Origin of the sequence: Photobacterium swingsii, assembly GCF_024346715.1 — a bacterium.
Taxonomy (GTDB): domain Bacteria; phylum Pseudomonadota; class Gammaproteobacteria; order Enterobacterales; family Vibrionaceae; genus Photobacterium; species Photobacterium swingsii.
The window spans coordinates 1582690-1601044 of sequence record NZ_AP024853.1; the positions used below are offsets into that span (position 1 = coordinate 1582690).

19 protein-coding genes are annotated in these 18355 nt (G+C 42.1%); 8 read left to right on the top strand and 11 right to left on the bottom strand.

Features of this window, described 5'->3' with window-relative positions:
• Positions 1-80: 80 nt before the first annotated feature.
• Positions 81-1775, bottom strand: a complete 1695-nt coding sequence (locus OCU77_RS24135) for an AMP-binding protein (RefSeq protein WP_107302924.1) — start codon at positions 1773-1775, stop codon at positions 81-83.
• Between the two features lie 408 nt (positions 1776-2183).
• Here OCU77_RS24135 and OCU77_RS24140 point away from each other — a divergent pair, with 408 nt between their 5' ends.
• The 6 genes from OCU77_RS24140 (at position 2184) to OCU77_RS24165 (ending at position 8929) form a co-directional block, all read left to right on the top strand.
• Positions 2184-2894, top strand: coding sequence for a L,D-transpeptidase family protein (locus OCU77_RS24140; protein WP_048899288.1), 711 nt, complete (start codon positions 2184-2186; stop codon positions 2892-2894).
• 225 nt (positions 2895-3119) lie between these two features.
• Positions 3120-3581 (top strand): TetR family transcriptional regulator, encoded by a 462-nt coding sequence (locus OCU77_RS24145; RefSeq protein WP_048899289.1) that lies wholly within the window; start codon positions 3120-3122, stop codon positions 3579-3581.
• Between the two features lie 639 nt (positions 3582-4220).
• Positions 4221-5600 (top strand): TolC family protein, encoded by a 1380-nt coding sequence (locus tag OCU77_RS24150; protein ID WP_048899290.1) that lies wholly within the window; start codon positions 4221-4223, stop codon positions 5598-5600.
• A gap of 2 nt (positions 5601-5602) precedes the next feature.
• Complete coding sequence (locus OCU77_RS24155) at positions 5603-6583, top strand: HlyD family secretion protein (protein ID WP_048899291.1); 981 nt, start codon at positions 5603-5605, stop codon at positions 6581-6583.
• A gap of 1 nt (position 6584) precedes the next feature.
• Complete coding sequence (locus tag OCU77_RS24160; protein WP_048899292.1) at positions 6585-7745, top strand: ABC transporter permease; 1161 nt, start codon at positions 6585-6587, stop codon at positions 7743-7745.
• Positions 7742-8929, top strand: coding sequence for an ABC transporter permease (locus OCU77_RS24165; protein WP_048899293.1), 1188 nt, complete (start codon positions 7742-7744; stop codon positions 8927-8929). The genes OCU77_RS24160 and OCU77_RS24165 overlap by 4 nt, the downstream gene beginning before the upstream one ends.
• A 119-nt stretch (positions 8930-9048) precedes the next feature.
• Here OCU77_RS24165 and OCU77_RS24170 read toward each other — a convergent pair whose 3' ends face one another.
• The 5 genes from OCU77_RS24170 to OCU77_RS24190 form a co-directional block, all read right to left on the bottom strand.
• Positions 9049-9519: a CreA family protein gene (locus OCU77_RS24170; protein ID WP_048899294.1), complete on the bottom strand. Its 471-nt coding sequence runs from the start codon at positions 9517-9519 to the stop codon at positions 9049-9051.
• Positions 9520-9639: 120 nt separating this feature from the next.
• Positions 9640-10683 carry a hypothetical protein gene (locus OCU77_RS24175; RefSeq protein ID WP_048899295.1) on the bottom strand — a complete coding sequence of 348 codons (1044 nt, stop codon included), beginning with the start codon at positions 10681-10683 and terminating at the stop codon, positions 9640-9642.
• 114 nt (positions 10684-10797) lie between these two features.
• Positions 10798-11289, bottom strand: a complete 492-nt coding sequence (locus OCU77_RS24180) for an META domain-containing protein (protein ID WP_048899296.1) — start codon at positions 11287-11289, stop codon at positions 10798-10800.
• An 88-nt stretch (positions 11290-11377) separates the two neighbouring features.
• Positions 11378-11719: a hypothetical protein gene (locus OCU77_RS24185; protein WP_048899297.1), complete on the bottom strand. Its 342-nt coding sequence runs from the start codon at positions 11717-11719 to the stop codon at positions 11378-11380.
• Positions 11720-11844: 125 nt separating this feature from the next.
• Complete coding sequence (locus tag OCU77_RS24190; RefSeq protein ID WP_084711801.1) at positions 11845-12156, bottom strand: cysteine-rich CWC family protein; 312 nt, start codon at positions 12154-12156, stop codon at positions 11845-11847.
• A 167-nt stretch (positions 12157-12323) separates the two neighbouring features.
• Here OCU77_RS24190 and OCU77_RS24195 point away from each other — a divergent pair, with 167 nt between their 5' ends.
• Positions 12324-12866 carry a hypothetical protein gene (locus tag OCU77_RS24195; RefSeq protein WP_048899299.1) on the top strand — a complete coding sequence of 181 codons (543 nt, stop codon included), beginning with the start codon at positions 12324-12326 and terminating at the stop codon, positions 12864-12866.
• 35 nt (positions 12867-12901) lie between these two features.
• On the opposite strand, the gene OCU77_RS24200 is transcribed toward OCU77_RS24195, so the two are convergent.
• Positions 12902-13210, bottom strand: coding sequence for a transthyretin-like family protein (locus OCU77_RS24200; RefSeq protein ID WP_048899300.1), 309 nt, complete (start codon positions 13208-13210; stop codon positions 12902-12904).
• 577 nt (positions 13211-13787) lie between these two features.
• Here OCU77_RS24200 and OCU77_RS24205 point away from each other — a divergent pair.
• Positions 13788-14279 carry a GNAT family N-acetyltransferase gene (locus OCU77_RS24205; protein ID WP_048899301.1) on the top strand — a complete coding sequence of 164 codons (492 nt, stop codon included), beginning with the start codon at positions 13788-13790 and terminating at the stop codon, positions 14277-14279.
• Positions 14280-14336: 57 nt separating this feature from the next.
• On the opposite strand, the gene OCU77_RS24210 is transcribed toward OCU77_RS24205, so the two are convergent.
• From OCU77_RS24210 to OCU77_RS25230, 4 genes are all read right to left on the bottom strand, one after another.
• Positions 14337-14891 carry a GNAT family N-acetyltransferase gene (locus OCU77_RS24210; RefSeq protein WP_048899302.1) on the bottom strand — a complete coding sequence of 185 codons (555 nt, stop codon included), beginning with the start codon at positions 14889-14891 and terminating at the stop codon, positions 14337-14339.
• A gap of 410 nt (positions 14892-15301) precedes the next feature.
• Positions 15302-15745 (bottom strand): SRPBCC family protein, encoded by a 444-nt coding sequence (locus OCU77_RS24215; protein WP_048899303.1) that lies wholly within the window; start codon positions 15743-15745, stop codon positions 15302-15304.
• Positions 15746-16737: 992 nt separating this feature from the next.
• Complete coding sequence (locus OCU77_RS24220; protein ID WP_239686002.1) at positions 16738-17211, bottom strand: hypothetical protein; 474 nt, start codon at positions 17209-17211, stop codon at positions 16738-16740.
• Positions 17212-17381: 170 nt separating this feature from the next.
• The gene (locus tag OCU77_RS25230) at positions 17382-17885 is read right to left on the bottom strand and encodes a prepilin-type N-terminal cleavage/methylation domain-containing protein (RefSeq protein ID WP_084711802.1); all 504 of its coding nucleotides are present in this window, start codon (positions 17883-17885) and stop codon (positions 17382-17384) included.
• Positions 17886-18355 lie beyond the last annotated feature (470 nt).

Sequence of the window (18355 nt, forward strand, 5' to 3'; positions counted from 1 at the left end):
CGTAACCAGCTTCTAGGGAATTAGAAGTGCGGTTACGCCTTTTGCGTTCTAGTGATTCGTTAAGAGGTTACATTGAGAGGTTATTCTTCCCACTGTACCAGCTGGCCTTTAGGCCATTCATTGCCAATCTCTTGATAACGTTTTTCTAGGATATGGCGTTTAATTTTAAGCGTAGGAGTAAGCACGCCGTTTTCGATACTCCAAGGTTCTTTGATCATCAACACGCCTTTTATCTTCGCGTGAGATTCCAGCTCTTGGTTGATGACATCAATCACGTGATGCACTTTCTTTTCGTAGCGCTTGCGATCAAAGTTCGGGAATTCGTGTGGAATGGCTAATAAGACAGGTGCAGGCATGCCCGAACCGATTAAGCACATCATTTCGACGTTACTTAACTCGAATAGGCGTTTTTCAATAGGTACTGGCGAAACAAATTTACCTTTCGCTGTTTTAAAGGTGTCTTTTTTACGGCCTTCAATAGTGATATAGCCTTCGTCATCGACCGAGCCAATATCACCAGTGTGAAGCCATCCATCCTGATCGAAACATTCTTTACTGGCTTCTTCATTTTTGTAGTAGCCAGAGAATAACCCCTCACTGCGCACTAAAATTTCTTCATCGCTGGCAATCTTAATTTCAATGCCAGGGCCTGGGTTACCGACCGAGCCAATTTTATCACTTCGGAAAGGGTGGTTGAGTGTGCTGTAAGCAAAGGATTCAGTCATTCCCCATGCTTCTGTAATATTCAGCCCAATGCGTTCGTACCAACGTAACAATGCCGGTGAAACGGGGGCAGAACCACACCCTAATACGCGCGCTTTATCTAGGCCGAGACCATCTGCTAGTTTGCGTTTAATCACACCAGAAATGAATGGGATTTTTAGTAGAAGATCGAGCTTACGCTGCGGTAATTTGTCTTGAATACGTTGCTGGAATAGAGTCCATAAACGCGGTACAGAGATAAATAAGGTTGGTCGGTGCATCTTTACATCATCGATAAAGGTATCGAGTGACTCAGGGAACGCAACCTGCATACCGGCCATTACGGAAGACCCGAAAATATACACTCGCTCAGTGATATGCGCTAGTGGTAAGTAGGAAAACAAACGCTCACCGTCTTGCATACCAATATGGTCGATTAGTCGCTGTGACGACCACGCAAATGCACCATAGCTGAGCATCGCGCCTTTTGGTAACCCTGAAGTACCAGAGGTATAAACAATAGACATGAGATCGTCATTTTCATAAGTCGGGCGATCAGTTGATGGTTCATGCTGTTCTACTAACGTATTAAATTGGTACTGACAACTTGGTGTACTGTCATAGTTAAAGCCGATGGTGATCAGATCTGGGAGATCGCGACAAACAGATTCAATGGCTTTGCTGTCGTCGAGTTTACCAATAAGCAAGACTTTAGATTCACTGTGAGTGACGCAGTGTTCAATTGTCTCAGCACCTGCTGTTGGGAAAACAGGCACACTGATATAACTCCCTAGCATCATTGCTAAGTCACAGATAAACCATTCGGCACAGTTTTTTGAAGCAAGAGCAACGCGATCACCGGGTTGAATACCTAAGCCTCGTAGCGCACTTACAAGTCTTAGTGCTTTGTCCGCAACATCAGCGTAAGAATAATCAACAAATTTCCGATTGATAATTTGACGAAGGTAAATTTCATCAGCACGCTCTTCTGCCCACTTCAAAATCATTTCATGGGGTAGAGGTTGAAGCATAGTGGTTTCCTTTAAACGATCCGCAGAAAGAGGTAAGGTCATACAAATTCATCCTTGTTTGTTACGCATTTGTTAAATCTAATCTAATTAAAACTGGTCGGTCAAGTTAATTATAGGAGGCAGTTGCCAGAAAACTGTAAAAAAAATGTTTAATTTTATAATAAATTGCTATTTTGAGAATTAGCTAATAAAAGTCAGTTTTCTTTTTAAGGTGAGCTATTTTTTACCTCATTTTGTGCCTTATTAGGTGGTATTTTCTAATTGTTAGCCTTTTATTTAAACTTGTGACGTTTTTTGTATGTGAGGCATTATCTTGGGTGAGCTCAACCGCTAAAAACGTGCTACTAACCCTGTGGCATTATGCTTTAGTCGTGTTAGTTTACGTTGATTTTTAACTGTTCCTGAGTGTTAGCTTGCCTAACACGACAAACGGAAGGAACCGATACTAAAATGGTGTTAAATCGATTTTTAATTGGGATTCTCTTTGCTTGTACGTCTTGGGTATGCATCGCAAATTATTCCTCCTCCATATATCAAGACTATCCTCCTCATGGTCAGCGTACGGTTGCTGATGTGAGAGAACGTTATTCACCCATTATTGTTCCTCGGTTAACGCGTTTATTTGCTGCATCGGGTGTGACTTATCCTCCTGATAAATTAGGGCTATTTGCTATTAAGGAAGACGCTGCTTTAGAGTTGTGGGCTAAGCAAGATGGAAACTGGGCTTATATCAAGCGTTATCCGGTTAAAAAGCAAAGCGGTGAGCTAGGTCCTAAGTTACGCGAAGGTGATAAACAAGTGCCGGAAGGCGTGTATCGTGTTGTGGGACTGAACCCAAATAGCCGTTTTCATTTATCAATGAAATTGAACTATCCTAACCGTTTCGATCTCCAACATGCACAGAATGAAAAACGTCATAAACCGGGTTCGAATATTTTTATTCACGGACGTGCATCATCGGTAGGATGTCTCGCAATGGGAGATGTGGCGATTGAAGAGCTATTTATTGCGGTGGAAAGCGTTGGTATTGAGAATGTTGATGTTGTCATTTCCCCCACAGATCCACGAAAAGGTCCTTTAATTGCAGCAAGCGATCTGCCATATTGGACTACAAATCTTTACCGTAATATAGAAGAAGCTGCTGAAAAGTTTGGTAGATAATAGCGATATGCCAAAATATTAAGATTTTGGTTTGTGATGAAACTCTTATTTTTGTTTTTGCATTTTTAGTTTTCGTCAATGTTATTTGAATCAAAGTAAAAAAAACAGGCAGAATACTGGTTAACGGAATAGCATTTTGTAATACTAAACAGATAACAGCGAAATAAATATCAACTAATCAGCCGATTGCATGATTAGGCAAATACATTTTTAGAGTCATTCAATATGCCAAAGCGTAGTAAAGAAGATACCGAAATCACAATTCAAACCATTATGGATGCGGTTGTTGATCAACTGCTGACGTTAGGTTACGACAAAATGTCTTACACCACGTTAAGTAAGCAAACTGGCATTTCCCGCACAGGTATTAGCCACCATTTTCCAAAAAAATCTGATTTCGCCAATGCAATGGATGGACGGATTTTTAAATTATTTGTTGAAAAGCTTGAACTAGAATCAGACCTTGAAGCGTTTGTTGCAAGTTGGGTTGCAGCGTTAGAAGATGAAAAGTTCTTAGCTATCCTACGCCTACTTTTCCACCATATTGTGACAGCAGAAAGCTCAAATGAATTTGCTATGCGTGGTATTGAGCGTTTATACCAGCTTTGCCGTGATCGTTTCGGTGAAGCTAGCATTAAAGAACTCGAGTGGCTATTTGGTAAGTCATTAATTTCGATGGCTAAATAGACCAATAAGATAACGAAGAATAACGGTTCACTGAGGTGGACCGTTTTTTTATCCCTCGATTTTATTAGGTGATCTGGATCACACAATATAAACAGTCATCTATTCTGTAATTATATGGAATGCTATTCTCTATCCCGTAATGGTTCTTTGCAATAGGGATATTGCTGATTAGGCTTAAATGACGTTCGGCGGGTAGATACCCGCCTTTTTTTCACCTGCTATTTACTCATATCAACCATAAAACAGCCCAGCCTACTTGCTGTTAACTATATCAATTTTCCCTTTTCGTACACCTCTGAATACATTGCGGTTAAATGCTCTGTGATCATACCTTGTCGATCTATTTATCCGTGTTTTAAGCTACTGAGGAGCCAGATTCATCGCTTGTTCGTCAATAGGTAACATGTTGCATTTAAATGGCCAGCGTTCTAATACCACCAAAAAAGCATTGTTCAGTTACTGGTTTTAGGGGGTGTTCCTATTTGTTAGAAGCGTTATGATGTTAGCTTATCAATAAGCATTTTGTTTAATATTGAATATTTTAGCTGCAATTTATAAATTCAAGATTGAACTTTATAGAGTAAATGCTCTAAAATGGCTTTAAGTTGTTCAAAAGACAAAGACCTATAAGGGTTAATAATGAAAATGAAGCCTATTGTCGCATTGGTCAGCATCTTGCTTAGTGTGACGAACGCGCACGCAGCACCGGTTAGTTTTAATGATGCATGGCGTACAGTTGTTGAAAGTAGCGATGCATTAGCAGCTGAACGTGCAAATATTGACCGCACCCAGTATATGCAAGATGCGGCAAGTGATTTAAGCCTGCCTAAAATTACCATGTCTGCCAACTACACGCGCTTAGATAAGCCCGTAGAAATTAAGCCTTCTGATCTTGCTGCGAGTACGCCAATAGGAAGCCAAGGTGGCATGATTTCCGATCTTGCCGATAGTTTGTTCACTTCACAGTTAACGAAGCGCGATGTGTTTACCAGTTCAATTCGTGCAATTTGGCCTATTTTCACTGGTGGGCGAATCAATGCTGCGCAAGATATAGCGAAAAGCCAAAAAGATGAAGCTAAATACATGCTGGCCATGAAGCAGCAGGCTAAATTTGAAGATTTATCCAAGTTTTACTTTGGTGTCGTGCTGACAAAACACGTATTGCAAACGCGTATTGAAGTGGAGCAGGGGCTGAAAAAGCATTTACACCATGCTAAGAAATTAGAGCAGCAAGGCCAAATTGCAAAAGTAGAGCGATTGCAGGCTGAAGCTTCTTACGATAAAGCACGTGTTGAGCGTCAAAAAGCAGCGCGTGATTATGAAATCTCACAAGTTGCTCTGACTAAACTACTAAAGCTCTCAAGCCCAGCGGATTTATCGACAGGTTTATTTACCAATGAATCGCTACCACCTATGAGTGCATTTCTTGAAAAAACGCTTGCCGAGTACCCAGGCTTACACATTCTTGACTCTAAGAAAAAACAAGCAAGTGGTGTGATTGACATCGAAAAAGGTAAGTATTACCCAGAGGTATACCTATACGGTAATTACAGCTTGCATGAAGACGATACCTTAGCCGCAAAGACAGCGCCTGATTGGGCGGTTGGTGTTGGGGTGAATATTGCGTTATTCGATAACTCTGGCCGTTCTGGCAAAGTGAAAGCCGCTCGAAGTACAGTGGATCAAGTCGGTTACCTGCGCCGCCAAGCTGAGCAAGATTTGTCGGTACTGGTTGAGAAAACCTACCGAGAAGCACAACAAGCATTGGAAGAATTCAATAGCTTGAAATCAAGCATTGCATTAGCACAAGAAAATGTTCGTTTACGTGATAAGGCATTTAGCCAAGGTTTATCAACATCACTGGAAGTGGTGGATGCTGAAATGTATTTGGCTGGTGTGAAAACACAACGCCTCGCAGCAGCATACCAATATGTTATTTCACTCTCTCGACTACTGGCGGTGAGTGGTGAAATGAATAGCTTTAATCAGTACCAACAATATAAAGGTTTAGAGGTTTAATCATGAGTAAGTATAAGTCTTTTGCTGCAATCATTCCGGCAGCTGCGTTAGTAGGGTGGCTTGGCTACACCTTCTGGCAAGCTTACCAGCCTCAACCCGAACGTCTTCAAGGTCAAATTGAAGCGCAGCAGTACAATATCTCATCGAAAGTTCCGGGGCGTGTTGACCAGGTTTTGGTTAAAAAAGGTGAGGAAGTTGAACGTGGTCAGCTTATTTTCACGCTATTAAGCCCTGAACTAGATGCCAAGCTAGAGCAAGCGCGTGCTGGACAAGAAGCTGCGGGGGCTATGGCAGAGCAAGCAGAAAAAGGCGCACGTAGCCAAGAAATTGCCGCTGCCTATGATCAATGGCAGAAAGCCAAAGCCGCATCAAGCTTGATGGAGAAAACCTATAAGCGCGTTGATAACCTTTACCGTGACGGTGTGATCGCCGAACAAAAACGCGATGAAGCCTACACGCAATGGCAAGCCGCTCGATACACAGAGCGTGCAGCCTTTCAGATGGCAGAGATGGCCAAAGAAGGTGCTCGCGTTGAAACCAAACGTGCTGCTGTTGAACAAGCGCGTATGGCCGCTGGTGCTGTTGCTGAAGTCGAAGCCTATGCTGCTGATACGCGTGTAGAAAGCTGGCACCATGGCGAAGTAAGCCAAATTCTTCTTCGCTCAGGCGAGCTAGCGCCACAAGGTTTCCCTGTGGTGAGCATTGTTGATATGGATGATGCGTGGGCTGTTTTCAATGTACGTGAAGATCGCCTGAAAGACTACCGTGAAGGGCAAACATTCAATGCTGTGATCCCTGCTCTGGGTGATGAGAGCCACGCGTTTATGGTAAGCCATGTTTCGGTGATGGGGGATTTCGCGACTTGGCGTGCAACCGATACAGCAAAAGGTTTTGATATGCGTACTTTTGAAGTAGAAGCTCGCCCTGTACAGCCTATTGAAGGCTTACGGGTAGGCATGAGTATCCTAGTCGAGCAGGAGTAACATGATCTTGCGTTCACAGCTAATACGAGAGTGGCACATTTGGCGTTCAGAGGCATGGTTAAAAGCCATGACACTCTGGATCCCTGCCGTGCTGTTTATCGTCGTGTGGGCGATTTTCTCTGGGGGAATTGCCCGCGATCTTTCTATTGGTGTGGTCGATCTCGATCATAGCCGTATATCACGCCAACTCACGCGTACCTATGATGCTAGCCCTGCTTTGGCAGTGACGGCACAGTTCACTACGGTCGAACAAGGCAGTGCCGCGCTTCGAAGCGGAGAGATATATGCATTGGTTGTGTTGCCTTCAAAATTAGAAGAAAACACTATGCTTGGCCGCTCACCTCAAGTAACGGCATTTTATAACAGCCAATTTATTTTGGTGGGAAAACTGGTTAATTCAGCATTGCTTCAAGCGCAAGGCACCTTTACCGCGGGTGTTGATACGTTAAAAAACATGGTGGGGGGCAGCCCTGTGCCGCTACAAGCTCTGGGGCAAGCTGTACCGATTAGAAGCCAAATTACACCCCTGTATAACACCAGCAGTGACTATGGCCAGTTTTTGGTGTCAGCCGCGATTCCTGCCATGTGGCAAATAATCATGGTTGCGACCACGGTACTGGCAATGGCTGCTGAGCTACGTCAACAGGGGGTACAAGCATGGTTAGCCAAAGCACCGTTACCTAACCTTATGGCCAAGCTACTGCCTTATACTGGCCTGTTTTGGCTACAAGGTGCTGTCTTTATGATTGGTATGTACTTGTGGCAAGCGTGGCCAATGCATGGCAGCTGGGGAATCGTACTCTTTGCACAACTACTGACGGTTGTGGCTTGCCAAGCCATCGGGGCTTTGCTGTTTTTAGTCACGTTAGACCCAACGCGCGCAATGAGTATGGTCGCGGGGTTTACAGCGCCAGCATTTGCTTTTATGGGGATCACTTTCCCCGCAACTGATATGCCGTTGTTAGCGCAAATTTGGCGTTCGCTCTTGCCTATCAGTCACTACATTGAGGTGCAGGTGATGCAAGTGAGTTACGGCGCGACAATGGTGGCATGCTTACCTAAATTAGCGGGTATACTCGCTTTTTGGGTGGTACTGATCTTGGCGGGATTAAAAGCGCGAGCGATAGCCAGTAGCCAGCAAGTAAGTGAGGTGACCCCATGAGTTGGCGTACGCTAATAAAATTTGAGTTGCACGCTATTTTCACTAATCCTGCATTATTGTTTACCGTGTTTGGTGGGGTGTTGATTTACTCATTCTTATATCCTTTACCATACTCGCAACAGTTGCCGCGGGAGCAGCTTGTGACTGTAGTTAACCAAGATCACAGTCAGATCAGCCGCGAACTGATCCGCATGATAGATGCAACACCTCAAGTTAAAGTTCAGCAATACGCACGTTCGATTGATGAAGCTAAGACGCAACTTGAAACTGGTGAAGTTCATGGCTTGTTGGTGATTCCAGCGCATTTTAACCGTGACTTATTACTTGGTAAAAGCCCGACGCTTGCTTATGCGGGCGATGCTTCTTACTTTCTTGTGTACGGTACTATAGTTGAAGGCATCGCAACAGCTAGCGGTACACTGGGGGCGAAGTTGAAAGTGGCGCGTATGGTGATGTCGGGCGACAATATCGCCTTGGCGGCTGATCAGTTTTCTGCGATAAAACTCAATACTAAGCCAGTGTTTAATCCATCAATGGGTTACATCAATTACGTTGTACCAGCTGTATTCGTGCTGATTTTGCACCAAACATTGCTCATTGCTGTTGCTATGTTAGGTGGTGGTCAAAACGAATATCGTTTGCAAGGGGGCACGGGTTATTGGCTACGATATCCAGCGTGGAAAATCATTATAGTGCGTGGTTTGTTAATGATGACGATTTACCTGCCATTAACAGCCTACTATTTTGGTTATAGCTTTGAATCCTTAGGTATTAGTCGTCTGGCTTCTATTGGGGATTTACTGGCAATGACGGTGCCTTTCTTATTGGCCGTTATTTTTGCTGGTATGGTAATTGGGCAGTTGATCCCACGTAGGGAGTTAGCAACCGTCATCGTGCTAATAAGCTCTATCCCTCTTATTTTTACTGCTGGCTTTATTTGGCCTCCTTCGGCTATTCCAGAAGTGCTTAACCAGCTGGCACAGATTGCGCCTGCAACGCCGGCTATTAATGGGTTTGTCCGTTTGAATCAAATGGGTGCAACCTTTGAGCAAGTCATTGGCTGGTGGGGGCAACTGTGGGGGCAAGTGATCGTGTTTGGTTGTATTGCATCATGGCTTATGACGCGTGCACAGAAGGCTTCTGCAAGCAAAGTGTCTGTAGAAAAAACGGCTGAATCCCAATAAGTTATGTCTAAAGTGATAGCAGACAGCCACAAATAGCGCTTAATTCTTAATCGTTAGTGAAAAAGGCCGCAACCTTGATTAGGATGCGGCCTTTTTATTGATACTGATTTTATGCGTAATTATGACGCAGGGGTCGCAGGTTGAATATAAGCCTTAGTGCCCCACAGTGGTACGGTTGATAGGCTATGCTTGAAGCTTCCTTCTGTCTCTTTGGTTGTGTAAGACAAGTAGAGTAGCGTTTGGTTTTCGGCATCGTAAATACGTCTAACTTTCATGGACTTGAAGAAGATGCTTTTCGATTGCTTGAATACCACTTCACCCGATTTGCTTTTATCAATGCGAGCGAGCATTTCAGGTGTGATGTCACCGGTCTGACGACAAGAAATAGAACTATCACTTGGATCGGAAAGGCTTAAATTAGCTTCAACAGAGGCAATATGGCAGGTCACTCCAGGGATTTTTTCATCATCCAAGTTTGAGATCTTGATGTCTTTCATGGTGAACATCCCTAAGCTCACGTCACCGACTTCATTTTTATCACAGCCGCTTAGTAATGTTACGAGTGCTGCTGCAATTAAAACCTTCTTCATAGAGTGATCCTCATAGCTATTTTGAGCAAGTAGTTATACCCATCATACTCGAAGTTTTCTGCGAGACTAAACCATGGGGCTAAATATTTCAGTTATTTAGTGTGATTAAGCGTCAACATTCTATTTGTTTTCTGCTTTTGTTCCTAGCCGCCAGAGTTTTTCCGCATGACTACCAATAAACCAAAAGCTCAATGCTAGGATCGCAAAAAAGATGGTTTTATGGGCGGTATCCCAAAAATACTCGAAAAAGCGCGTATAGAGGTTAATCAACAGGAATGTAATACCAAAACTACGGCACAGGCTATCAGCATAATGGAGGCCAATGTAAAGAACGGCAGCGCATACACTGATAGAGAATATTGCCCAGTGAAGAAGCTCGATTTGTTTGACACCTGACCACACACTGACATCACCATAGTTACCAAAAATAGATAAGAGCCAAAAGCCGAATAAGAGAAAGAGTAGGCCAATAAACTGGGTAGAGTCTTTTAGAGGTTGAGTGCGTTTAAAGCGGTGGCATTTCAAGCTCATGAAGGCGATAAGTGCCCCGGTCAGCGTAAAGCGCATCGGGTGGTTCATGCCTAAAAAGTAATCGGAAAAACCTGAGAGTTCAGTCGTTTCTAGTTGAACCCAAGCAACAAAGCCCAATAGGGCAAAAATCCAAATGAGCACAGAAGAAAGGCGGATCCCAAGCACAGCATAAATGGCAGTGAGTAACAGCAGCAAACTGGCATCATCGACATTCGAAAACATTGCTGTTTGGCCCAAAATGCCAACTGAAACAGCACTCATTAATACCCCGAAAAAGAAAATAGCTTCATTGCTGATGGTTTTTGAAGGGTGAGAGTGGCGGCGCCTAACTCCAGCGTAGTAGCAAATGGCGGCTATAACGGCAGTGGTGACACACATGACACTAGCTGGGGCATCAAAAATGTTAGCAAGCAGTGCCAGTAGATAGTCATCTGCGAGTAATACCCCCACAGAGATAATGAAACAGCTAATGGCTATCCAGAATGAGTACACAGCTAATAAACGCCAGTCAAAGCCTGCGACTTCAATCGACTGTGTGAGTTTAGTGGCTTGCTCGGGGGATATTTGATCCTCGCGCTTCCATTCGTCGATAGCAGAAAAGAGGACTTTAGCTTTACGTTTATTAAGTTTCATAGGTACCTATCAAAACATCAGATGATAAATTGGTCGTTATCATCTTATTGTCAGTGTTGTGACCAATGATGCCGTGAGGAACTAGGTAATGCAATAAATAAACAACGCTGTTTTTTATTTTGGAGTGTCCTCGGGAATTTCTTCTGGCATAAATGTTAGGATATGTTGCTCTGACGTGAGGGTTAACATATTGTTTTCTAGTGAAACGGTATTAGATTTTTGTAATGAGGTGGTTATGAGTGCTTCAAGAGTTGCCTGATCATCTTGAATACATGCCATTTTCGTTGACCCCATAGCGGTCACTTTCAGATTATTATCTGTGAGTTCTATTTGACCAAAAAAGCGGTTGCAACCACTAAAACCTGCGACTTTTAAATCTGAATCAATGGCGATATTTGGAGTAATGCGTGGTTCTGTGGTTTGTAGATCTTTACCATCGACTTTAGTCAGTACCCAACTTTGTTTGAGGTCATCTTGGGTGAAGCCGACTTGCGCTTTTTTCTCACAGCCAGCTAACCCAATAATAGCGATAATTATTGGTAAGATAGCTTTACTTAAGCGCGGAAATCTAGCCTTGGATCCTAAGGTTTTCACTCGACTAAACATTGTACGTACCTTCTATTTTTAACCCTAGTTGAAGCATAGACCAAACCAGATTAAATAAGTGTAAGTACTTGATGTAATAGAGCTGCTTTTAACTGACACCACGTCCAAAAAAGTTAATCTCGCCTTGGCGTGAACGAAACCCTGCCTCTTTGTCTGATCGGTACTGATGCATTGCCGATTCAGCTTCACAATAGCTTTGGTTGTTATTAAACACTTCTCTTGCTGCATCAATGACCCGCTCTGCGTCGCGGCGAGCGTCTGGCTCTGCAGAGCTATCACTAAACACCATCTGCTTACTCACAATCAATTTTTCTAGCGCTTTCATGCAAATAAGCTCATTTTCTGGTAGCGCTTTCACTGGCGAGGCAGCAAAAGCTGAACTTGAGGTGCTTAGCAGTAAAAGAAAGAAAATCGGACGGTGAAAAGGCATAATGAACACTGTTTTAGTAAAAGAGCGAGCATTATAGAGGATGCATTATTCTAAGCCAAACAACTTTGTTAGCTTTCAAATGAAAAATGTTCAGATAGGTTGTTTTATCTACTGGAAATATAGGCTTAGCCAACTTTAATTGGAAGCTTTGATAAGCAACTTCTACAAAGGCAATCAGCACCTTGGATGCTACTAGTATCTCTATTATTGATTTCGAAGCACCAACAGTGATTTTTACCTGCTGAAATCTCGCAATAGGCTGGCTGGCCACATTGTTGGCAAGCATGTGTTGAAGCGACTCGCTGGATTTGATCCATTTTGGTATCACGCTGTTCATCAGTGAAATGACGCCACTCTTGGATCTCTGGCATGGTTCGGTGGCACCCCATACAGATACCTTCATTATTTTTACATATCCCAATACATGGCGTTTTCATAATACAGCTCTTAATACAACGATTATGGCGCTAGATAGTAGCGAGATTGTTTGCGGAGTCAATCACGGGCTAATTTCTCCTGCCATACTTAGTGGGCAGATGATCCAAATAGCTATATTTATCGTGGTAAGTCAACGGAAAGGTTAGAGGGAAAGAAGGGAGAAGTGATGGCAATAAGGTGGCAAATACCTACATGGTCTGTAGTTGCAATTGGCTTATTGATGAATATTGTATCGGCATTAATGACCAATTTTTACATTGAAGATGAAGTACAAGCCGCTAACGTATTGACTCAACAACAGATAAGTAATGATAAGTTGATTGCGTTAACCTGGCAGCAGGTTGAAGCTATTGATAGAAAACGTGAGTATCTACTCACATTGATGGTTATTAGTGAGGCAAGCAATCACCATATATCGTCTTACTTATCCCAATTTGTCGTTAATGATATTCAATCATGGCTTGGTGAGTCGGTAGTCGAAATAACAAAACCAGCATTGCCTGAAATCATGGATAAACTGGTTAACCTTCAATCATCACAACGCGATAAAATTAACCAGCTTTATATTGAAAACTTATCACTAATAGAATCCCAGAGCGATAAATCAAAAAATATATCTATGTTGAAAAGCTTAGCGCTGTTTTTGCAAATAATAGGTTTAGGGTTAGTGCTAGCGAGAGATTTAAGTTGGCGAGATTATAATAAATAAGCCCCTGATTAGTGTTGTAATCAGGGGCTAAAATATTACTTGTTGGTAGAGTGGAAAGCGAAGCGAGATGATTTTTTACCGCTTTCTGTTGTGGCATGATATTTAATTGAACGTGAGCTTTCTAATGTTAGCGGGATGAAAACACGGCCACGTTCATCTGTAGTATATGACTCTTTCTGTTGTGGTACGTTAGCGACAGAAACCTTAGCATTAGCGGCAGGTTGGCCGTTTTCAGTGATGGTCACCCAAGCACCATTGTGGGTATCTGCAACTCTAATATCAGCGAAAGCAGATGAAGACATCAATAGTACAGCAGTTGCAGTGATTACTTTTAAGCTAGACATAAATTTACCTCATCCATTGTTGGTGTTTTATTGTTGTTTTGTCGAACATCACAATCAACATATAAGACCGACACCTTTTATGATTTATTACAAATTTCTATATTTATTTGCCATAACCTGTTTTTTCAGTGGCTTATCATCATTAGCAAATAAATAAAAAACGAGATGTACAACAAGTTAGAGCTTTGTGTTGAATAAACTGTTCAGTCATTGTTCTTTATTTGACTGCCACTGAGTATTAACGAGTTAATACCTTGTTATGGATCATAAGATAAGCTAATTAACAAGAGTATAGGTGAGTGGAGGGTACGGGTTATAACTCTTTGTTTGATATTTATTCTTGTTAATAATAAAAATATTAATAATGAGTCTGGATGTCTTTGGTAAAGCGGCTAGATGTTTGATAGCGAAACGAGGCAACGCTAATGCAATTTGATTCGTTTTAACATTAACTTGTTATTATTTAATGGATTACAGTTGATCTTCTTTGCTTTTGTTGTCATCTTCGAACGACCCTAGCCACTAAAAAGGTGCTAGTGGTGATGATATAGAGTGAGAACGACAAGGAAGTGAAGTAATGATTGAAGTGAGACCGACAGAACAGGCCGATATTGAACAAATCCGAAATTTGTATGCCGGTACGAAAGCGCAAGCGGGCACCTTACAACTCCCTCTACCTTCGTTGGCCATGTGGCAAAAACGTCTTACGAACATACCGAGTAATGTGCATAGTCTAGTTGCTGATCTAGATGGCCGTATTGTTGGTCAGTTGGGCCTAGTGATAGAGGAGAATCCGCGTCGTAAGCATGTGGCTAGTATAGGTATGGCTGTGCATGATGATTTCCAAGGACAAGGGGTGGGCTCGGTAATTCTTGCTGCTGCAATAGATCTAGCGGAAAACTGGCTGAATATCAGTAGGATTGAACTGACGGTTTATACAGATAACGAAGCCGGTATTGCACTCTACAAGAAATTGGGCTTTGTTGAAGAGGGGATTGCTCACCAATTCGCGTTTAGAAATGGCGAATTAGTTGATGCGCTTTATATGGCAAAGGTTAGGCACATGTAGTGTTATACCCATTATCGCTTGGTGTGGTGCGATATGTTCGCGCCACCCTAAGCTAGTTTAGGCTGGCTTGTACTCTACGTCGTCTTCGGTTTTCATTTCGTAATAATCAAGATCTTCGGTTAATCGATTGACTCTGAGTGCGCCATTTTTTCTCATCACATGCTTCATCCCTATTTTTTTCATAACTTTACCCGGTGCAGCCTCACGGCTCAGATGGCGTGAGTATATTTTCTCTAGTTCTAGCTTCTTAAAGGCAAAATCAACTATACGCTGAGCTGATTCAGTGCAATAGCCTTTTCCCCAAAAAGGCACACCAATCCAGTATCCGAGTTGTGCGGTGTGGTTACTGATATTGTGTAACCCCACACACCCTATGAGCTGGTGGTTTGATTTTAAGGTGATGGCGTAAATAGCGGATTGTTGACTGTGCCAGCCCGCGACATGTTTGCCTATCCATTGTCCTGCCATGCCGTCTGCATAAGGGTGAGGAACATTGATTGTCCCGTTAGCGATAAGGGGATCACCTGCGAGCTTTTGTACGGTTAAAGCATCTGATAACTGAAAAGGGCGTAAAATCAGGCGCTCAGTGGTCAACAATGGTTGTTGCTTCATTAAATATGTCCCTTTACTAGCGAAAGTCAGTCCAAAGTGTATAAGCGAGAGTGCTTATTAGTTTTAGCGGCAAATCGTATCTAGTCACACAGCAGGCATATATTATGCAACAGCATGTGTTTGTGAGTACAACTTGATTAAATATTGTTCTCAAGGTGATTCACACCGACTAGATCAAAAATATGACTAATAGACTAAGACGCATGGACGCAATACGGCTGATCTGGATCGCTCAGGCTCCAGTTGATGAACCTGTGAAAATGATCCGTGGCTTAGAGTTAATAACTTAAAACCTTAGATCGGAGCCATGACAAGGCGATGACACGCTGGTTGAAGCAGAAAGCCCTAAATCTACGCGGGGAAGAGCGGGATAAACCGCTAACGATACGGGTGGGTAAAGTGAAACAGTCTTACACTTGCCATTTGGCTTCGCCATGTTTAGCGAGTGTGTGCAGCGCTTTTTTTAGTTGCTGTTCAAGCACGAATTTAATGAGCCAGCCTGTGCCTTCAACTTTGGGCGTAAACATGATCCGATAGTGAATCAAACTTTGTTTCGCATTCACGCTCTGGAATTGAACCCAGCTACCATATTCTTTAACAGGTCCTCCGTTGATTACTTTGAAGTGTAGGTGCTCATTTTCTTTGTAATCTAAGATTTGTTCTTGATAAGTAAAAGGACCAGTTGATACTTCACGTACAGCGCCTATGCCATTTGAAGTCGGATTGCCCTTTTTTATAAGAGAGAAATTGGCACGAAAGAATCGATCGAGGTTTTCATGATCAGCGAGTAAGTCGAATAGGACTTTACGTGGGACTTTAGCCTTCTGTTCCAAAGTGATCTGATGAACACTCATAACTCACTCCTGTAAATTAGCATTCTATCGAAATAGCTATTGCTCAGAAGAAAGTGAATGGATAGGAAAATCCCTCTGTAATCTAGCTCTCCTAGAGCGTTGTAGCATCTAAATGTCCATAATAAGTGTTGTCGTGAAACTTTATACTGTCAAGGTTTAGAAAAGGTCTTTCATGTAGGGTTTTGCTAAGTTTAGTGATAAATAGAAAGAAGGCTTGTTTGCTTTTTGAACAAAATATAGATTTTCATGCTGTGTGAGTATGATGATTTTACGCAAACGTTTAAACAATATACAACAAACACTTACAAGGATTATTTGAACGTTATTTGTTTCTGTTAGATAAAAAAGATTGCTGTTCATCACATAAATTATTGCTAGATAAGGTTGCAACATGATAAAAAGCACCTTATATTAAATCGCATAAGTGTTAAAAACTGAGGTTGAAAAGTAAGTCGTAGGCGATATCCATTCATATTAATACCTTCGAAATTCCTCCGTTACATTTATCGTTCTTTAACCCTCAGTATTGAAAAAGCAAAGCACTCAGTAGTGATTAACTAGCTGGTTGTTCTTATTGCTTAGTATGTTTTCAATACCTCAAGGGAAAGCAAGTGACGTTGTATTTACCCCAGATGTAATATGTTCGTAATATTTACCTGCGTATAGTACAGCGAGTTAAATGAGTAATCGGTATAAAGTTGTAATACCACCTACTCATATTATTTATGAAGAGAGGTGTAAGATGAGAAATAGAAACCGCAGACAATGGTTCTACCATCAATCACAAACAACAAACGCAAAAAACAGCGTTAAGTAAGACAAAATCTGGCAATTTATCAACCACATAGGTTTCCTCATGCCAGATTCACTATTTAGCCAGAAACAGTAATTATATGTTTCTGGCTAATAAAAAACCTTAACTCCAACCGCGCTTAATATTCTTTAGTTATTTATCTTTTATTTTTCTGTTTCAGGTGAACGGTTGCTTAACTTTATTGATAAATATTACCACCAATGTTGATGGTCTCTGCCATTTTTTGTATTTTTATTCCCCCCAAATAAATATTACCTTTTACTGTCAAATATTCAGGTAGTTCGGTTATTTTGGTATGAGCCAAATACAAGTTGCCACCAACGTATAGATAAGGTGGAAGCTGTTTTATCGCGGTTCCCATCAAACTTAGATCCCCGACAACTTGTAATCCATTATTTAGTTGCTGAATTTTAGAATGAGCTAAATTTATATAGCCTTTGACTTTTAGCTTGCGGGGTAGTTGCATAATTTGGCTGTAAGCAAGATTAAGATTACCACCGACAGTCAAGGAACGTGGTAGCCGTGTTAGCTGGCTTTTCTCCAAGTTTAAATTGCCCTTAACGTTAAGTGGATCGGGGAGATCGAGTTGAACACTACTTGGAATTCGAAGGTTACCGTACGAATCGCTGTAGTTAAGTAGCTTAACATCCAATACAAACTGATTAGCACATACGTTAGTGGAGATGAGTAGCGCGGAGGCAAATGCTATTGTCGCTATTGGTTTTACACATTGTGTCAAATTTTGTAGCGGCATAGGCATAATGTGTCGGTAACGAGTGTTGTAGTGCATTATGCCAGAAATACAGGGGAACGCGAAGTTGGTTAGCAGCCGCTTGTTACCAGATGAAAGAGTAGTATGCCTGTTTTCTTTTGGTTGAGTACTCGCATATAGCACATGCTATCTTCAATCTGCACTTGCTCTAGTGCCTGTTCACTTTGATAAGCGTAGATCCCTTCACCGTAATAATCCGCAGTATCACCAATTTCAATGTCGGTGATTTGTAAGTCTGTCTTCATTGCTAGCGTTAGGTTCTCTTTATTTTGGGCTGGATGGCCGTATTTGAGTTCTATCGATGTTGCCGTCGCGCCACCAGATAATACTTGGGTTCCATCTAAGTTGATCTTTTCTTGCTTCTCCAGTCCTTGGACAATTGCTTTGCCAAAAACAATGCCATCTGTACCTTGTAATGCGCCTTGAAAACCTTGCAATGTGGCGATACGGGCATCACTTTGGATATTTAAAAAACGTGGGGCGGCAAAAACAGCCAAAATACCAAGTATGACGATAATGATCACAAGTTCAATTAATGTAAATCCTTTCTGCATGCTACACACCGTATAGATGGACAAGAGGCCGTTTACTTAAACCTAGGATGGGTAATGTAAATTTACAAATGAAACTTATTGCATTTCTGTGGTTATCGACTAGCAGTTGCTACATTGTTATTCTTCCTGATTCGGGCAAACGTTTTCGTTTGTTGTCTAGGCTAAATTTTGCACAATCAGCGTCAGATCACGAAAAATTATGCTACTAAAATTGTTATTGTGATTTTGATCTCTATATACTCCGCCCTCGGCCAGAACCATCGAGTTCAGCCACCTTATTACAAGCTGTCACCATGGAATGTGAACGACCCACGGAGTTGGACCGGCAGAGTATTAGCTTGTTATCAAGGTGACTTGTATGTTGTTTAGTTGGACGGACATCTCTTTATTTTCTGAAGGTTATTCTTCAGAACCCTCCTATTGTGCTTTTTCCCCGAAAGCAGTTGTTCCGCTATGGCAGCAGGCAGTAA

Excerpts from the sequence above, each read along its gene's own strand:
- OCU77_RS24135 (WP_107302924.1), bottom strand. The coding sequence starts at position 1,775 with ATGACCTTACCTCTTTCTGCGGATCGTTTAAAGGAAACCACTATGCTT.
- OCU77_RS24140 (WP_048899288.1), top strand. The coding sequence starts at position 2,184 with ATGGTGTTAAATCGATTTTTAATTGGGATTCTCTTTGCTTGTACGTCT.
- OCU77_RS24145 (WP_048899289.1), top strand. The coding sequence starts at position 3,120 with ATGCCAAAGCGTAGTAAAGAAGATACCGAAATCACAATTCAAACCATT.
- OCU77_RS24150 (WP_048899290.1), top strand. The coding sequence starts at position 4,221 with ATGAAAATGAAGCCTATTGTCGCATTGGTCAGCATCTTGCTTAGTGTG.
- OCU77_RS24155 (WP_048899291.1), top strand. The coding sequence starts at position 5,603 with ATGAGTAAGTATAAGTCTTTTGCTGCAATCATTCCGGCAGCTGCGTTA.
- OCU77_RS24160 (WP_048899292.1), top strand. The coding sequence starts at position 6,585 with ATGATCTTGCGTTCACAGCTAATACGAGAGTGGCACATTTGGCGTTCA.
- OCU77_RS24165 (WP_048899293.1), top strand. The coding sequence starts at position 7,742 with ATGAGTTGGCGTACGCTAATAAAATTTGAGTTGCACGCTATTTTCACT.
- OCU77_RS24170 (WP_048899294.1), bottom strand. The coding sequence starts at position 9,519 with ATGAAGAAGGTTTTAATTGCAGCAGCACTCGTAACATTACTAAGCGGC.
- OCU77_RS24175 (WP_048899295.1), bottom strand. The coding sequence starts at position 10,683 with ATGAAACTTAATAAACGTAAAGCTAAAGTCCTCTTTTCTGCTATCGAC.
- OCU77_RS24180 (WP_048899296.1), bottom strand. The coding sequence starts at position 11,289 with ATGTTTAGTCGAGTGAAAACCTTAGGATCCAAGGCTAGATTTCCGCGC.
- OCU77_RS24185 (WP_048899297.1), bottom strand. The coding sequence starts at position 11,719 with ATGCCTTTTCACCGTCCGATTTTCTTTCTTTTACTGCTAAGCACCTCA.
- OCU77_RS24190 (WP_084711801.1), bottom strand. The coding sequence starts at position 12,156 with ATGAAAACGCCATGTATTGGGATATGTAAAAATAATGAAGGTATCTGT.
- OCU77_RS24195 (WP_048899299.1), top strand. The coding sequence starts at position 12,324 with ATGGCAATAAGGTGGCAAATACCTACATGGTCTGTAGTTGCAATTGGC.
- OCU77_RS24200 (WP_048899300.1), bottom strand. The coding sequence starts at position 13,210 with ATGTCTAGCTTAAAAGTAATCACTGCAACTGCTGTACTATTGATGTCT.
- OCU77_RS24205 (WP_048899301.1), top strand. The coding sequence starts at position 13,788 with ATGATTGAAGTGAGACCGACAGAACAGGCCGATATTGAACAAATCCGA.
- OCU77_RS24210 (WP_048899302.1), bottom strand. The coding sequence starts at position 14,891 with ATGAAGCAACAACCATTGTTGACCACTGAGCGCCTGATTTTACGCCCT.
- OCU77_RS24215 (WP_048899303.1), bottom strand. The coding sequence starts at position 15,745 with ATGAGTGTTCATCAGATCACTTTGGAACAGAAGGCTAAAGTCCCACGT.
- OCU77_RS25230 (WP_084711802.1), bottom strand. The coding sequence starts at position 17,885 with ATGCAGAAAGGATTTACATTAATTGAACTTGTGATCATTATCGTCATA.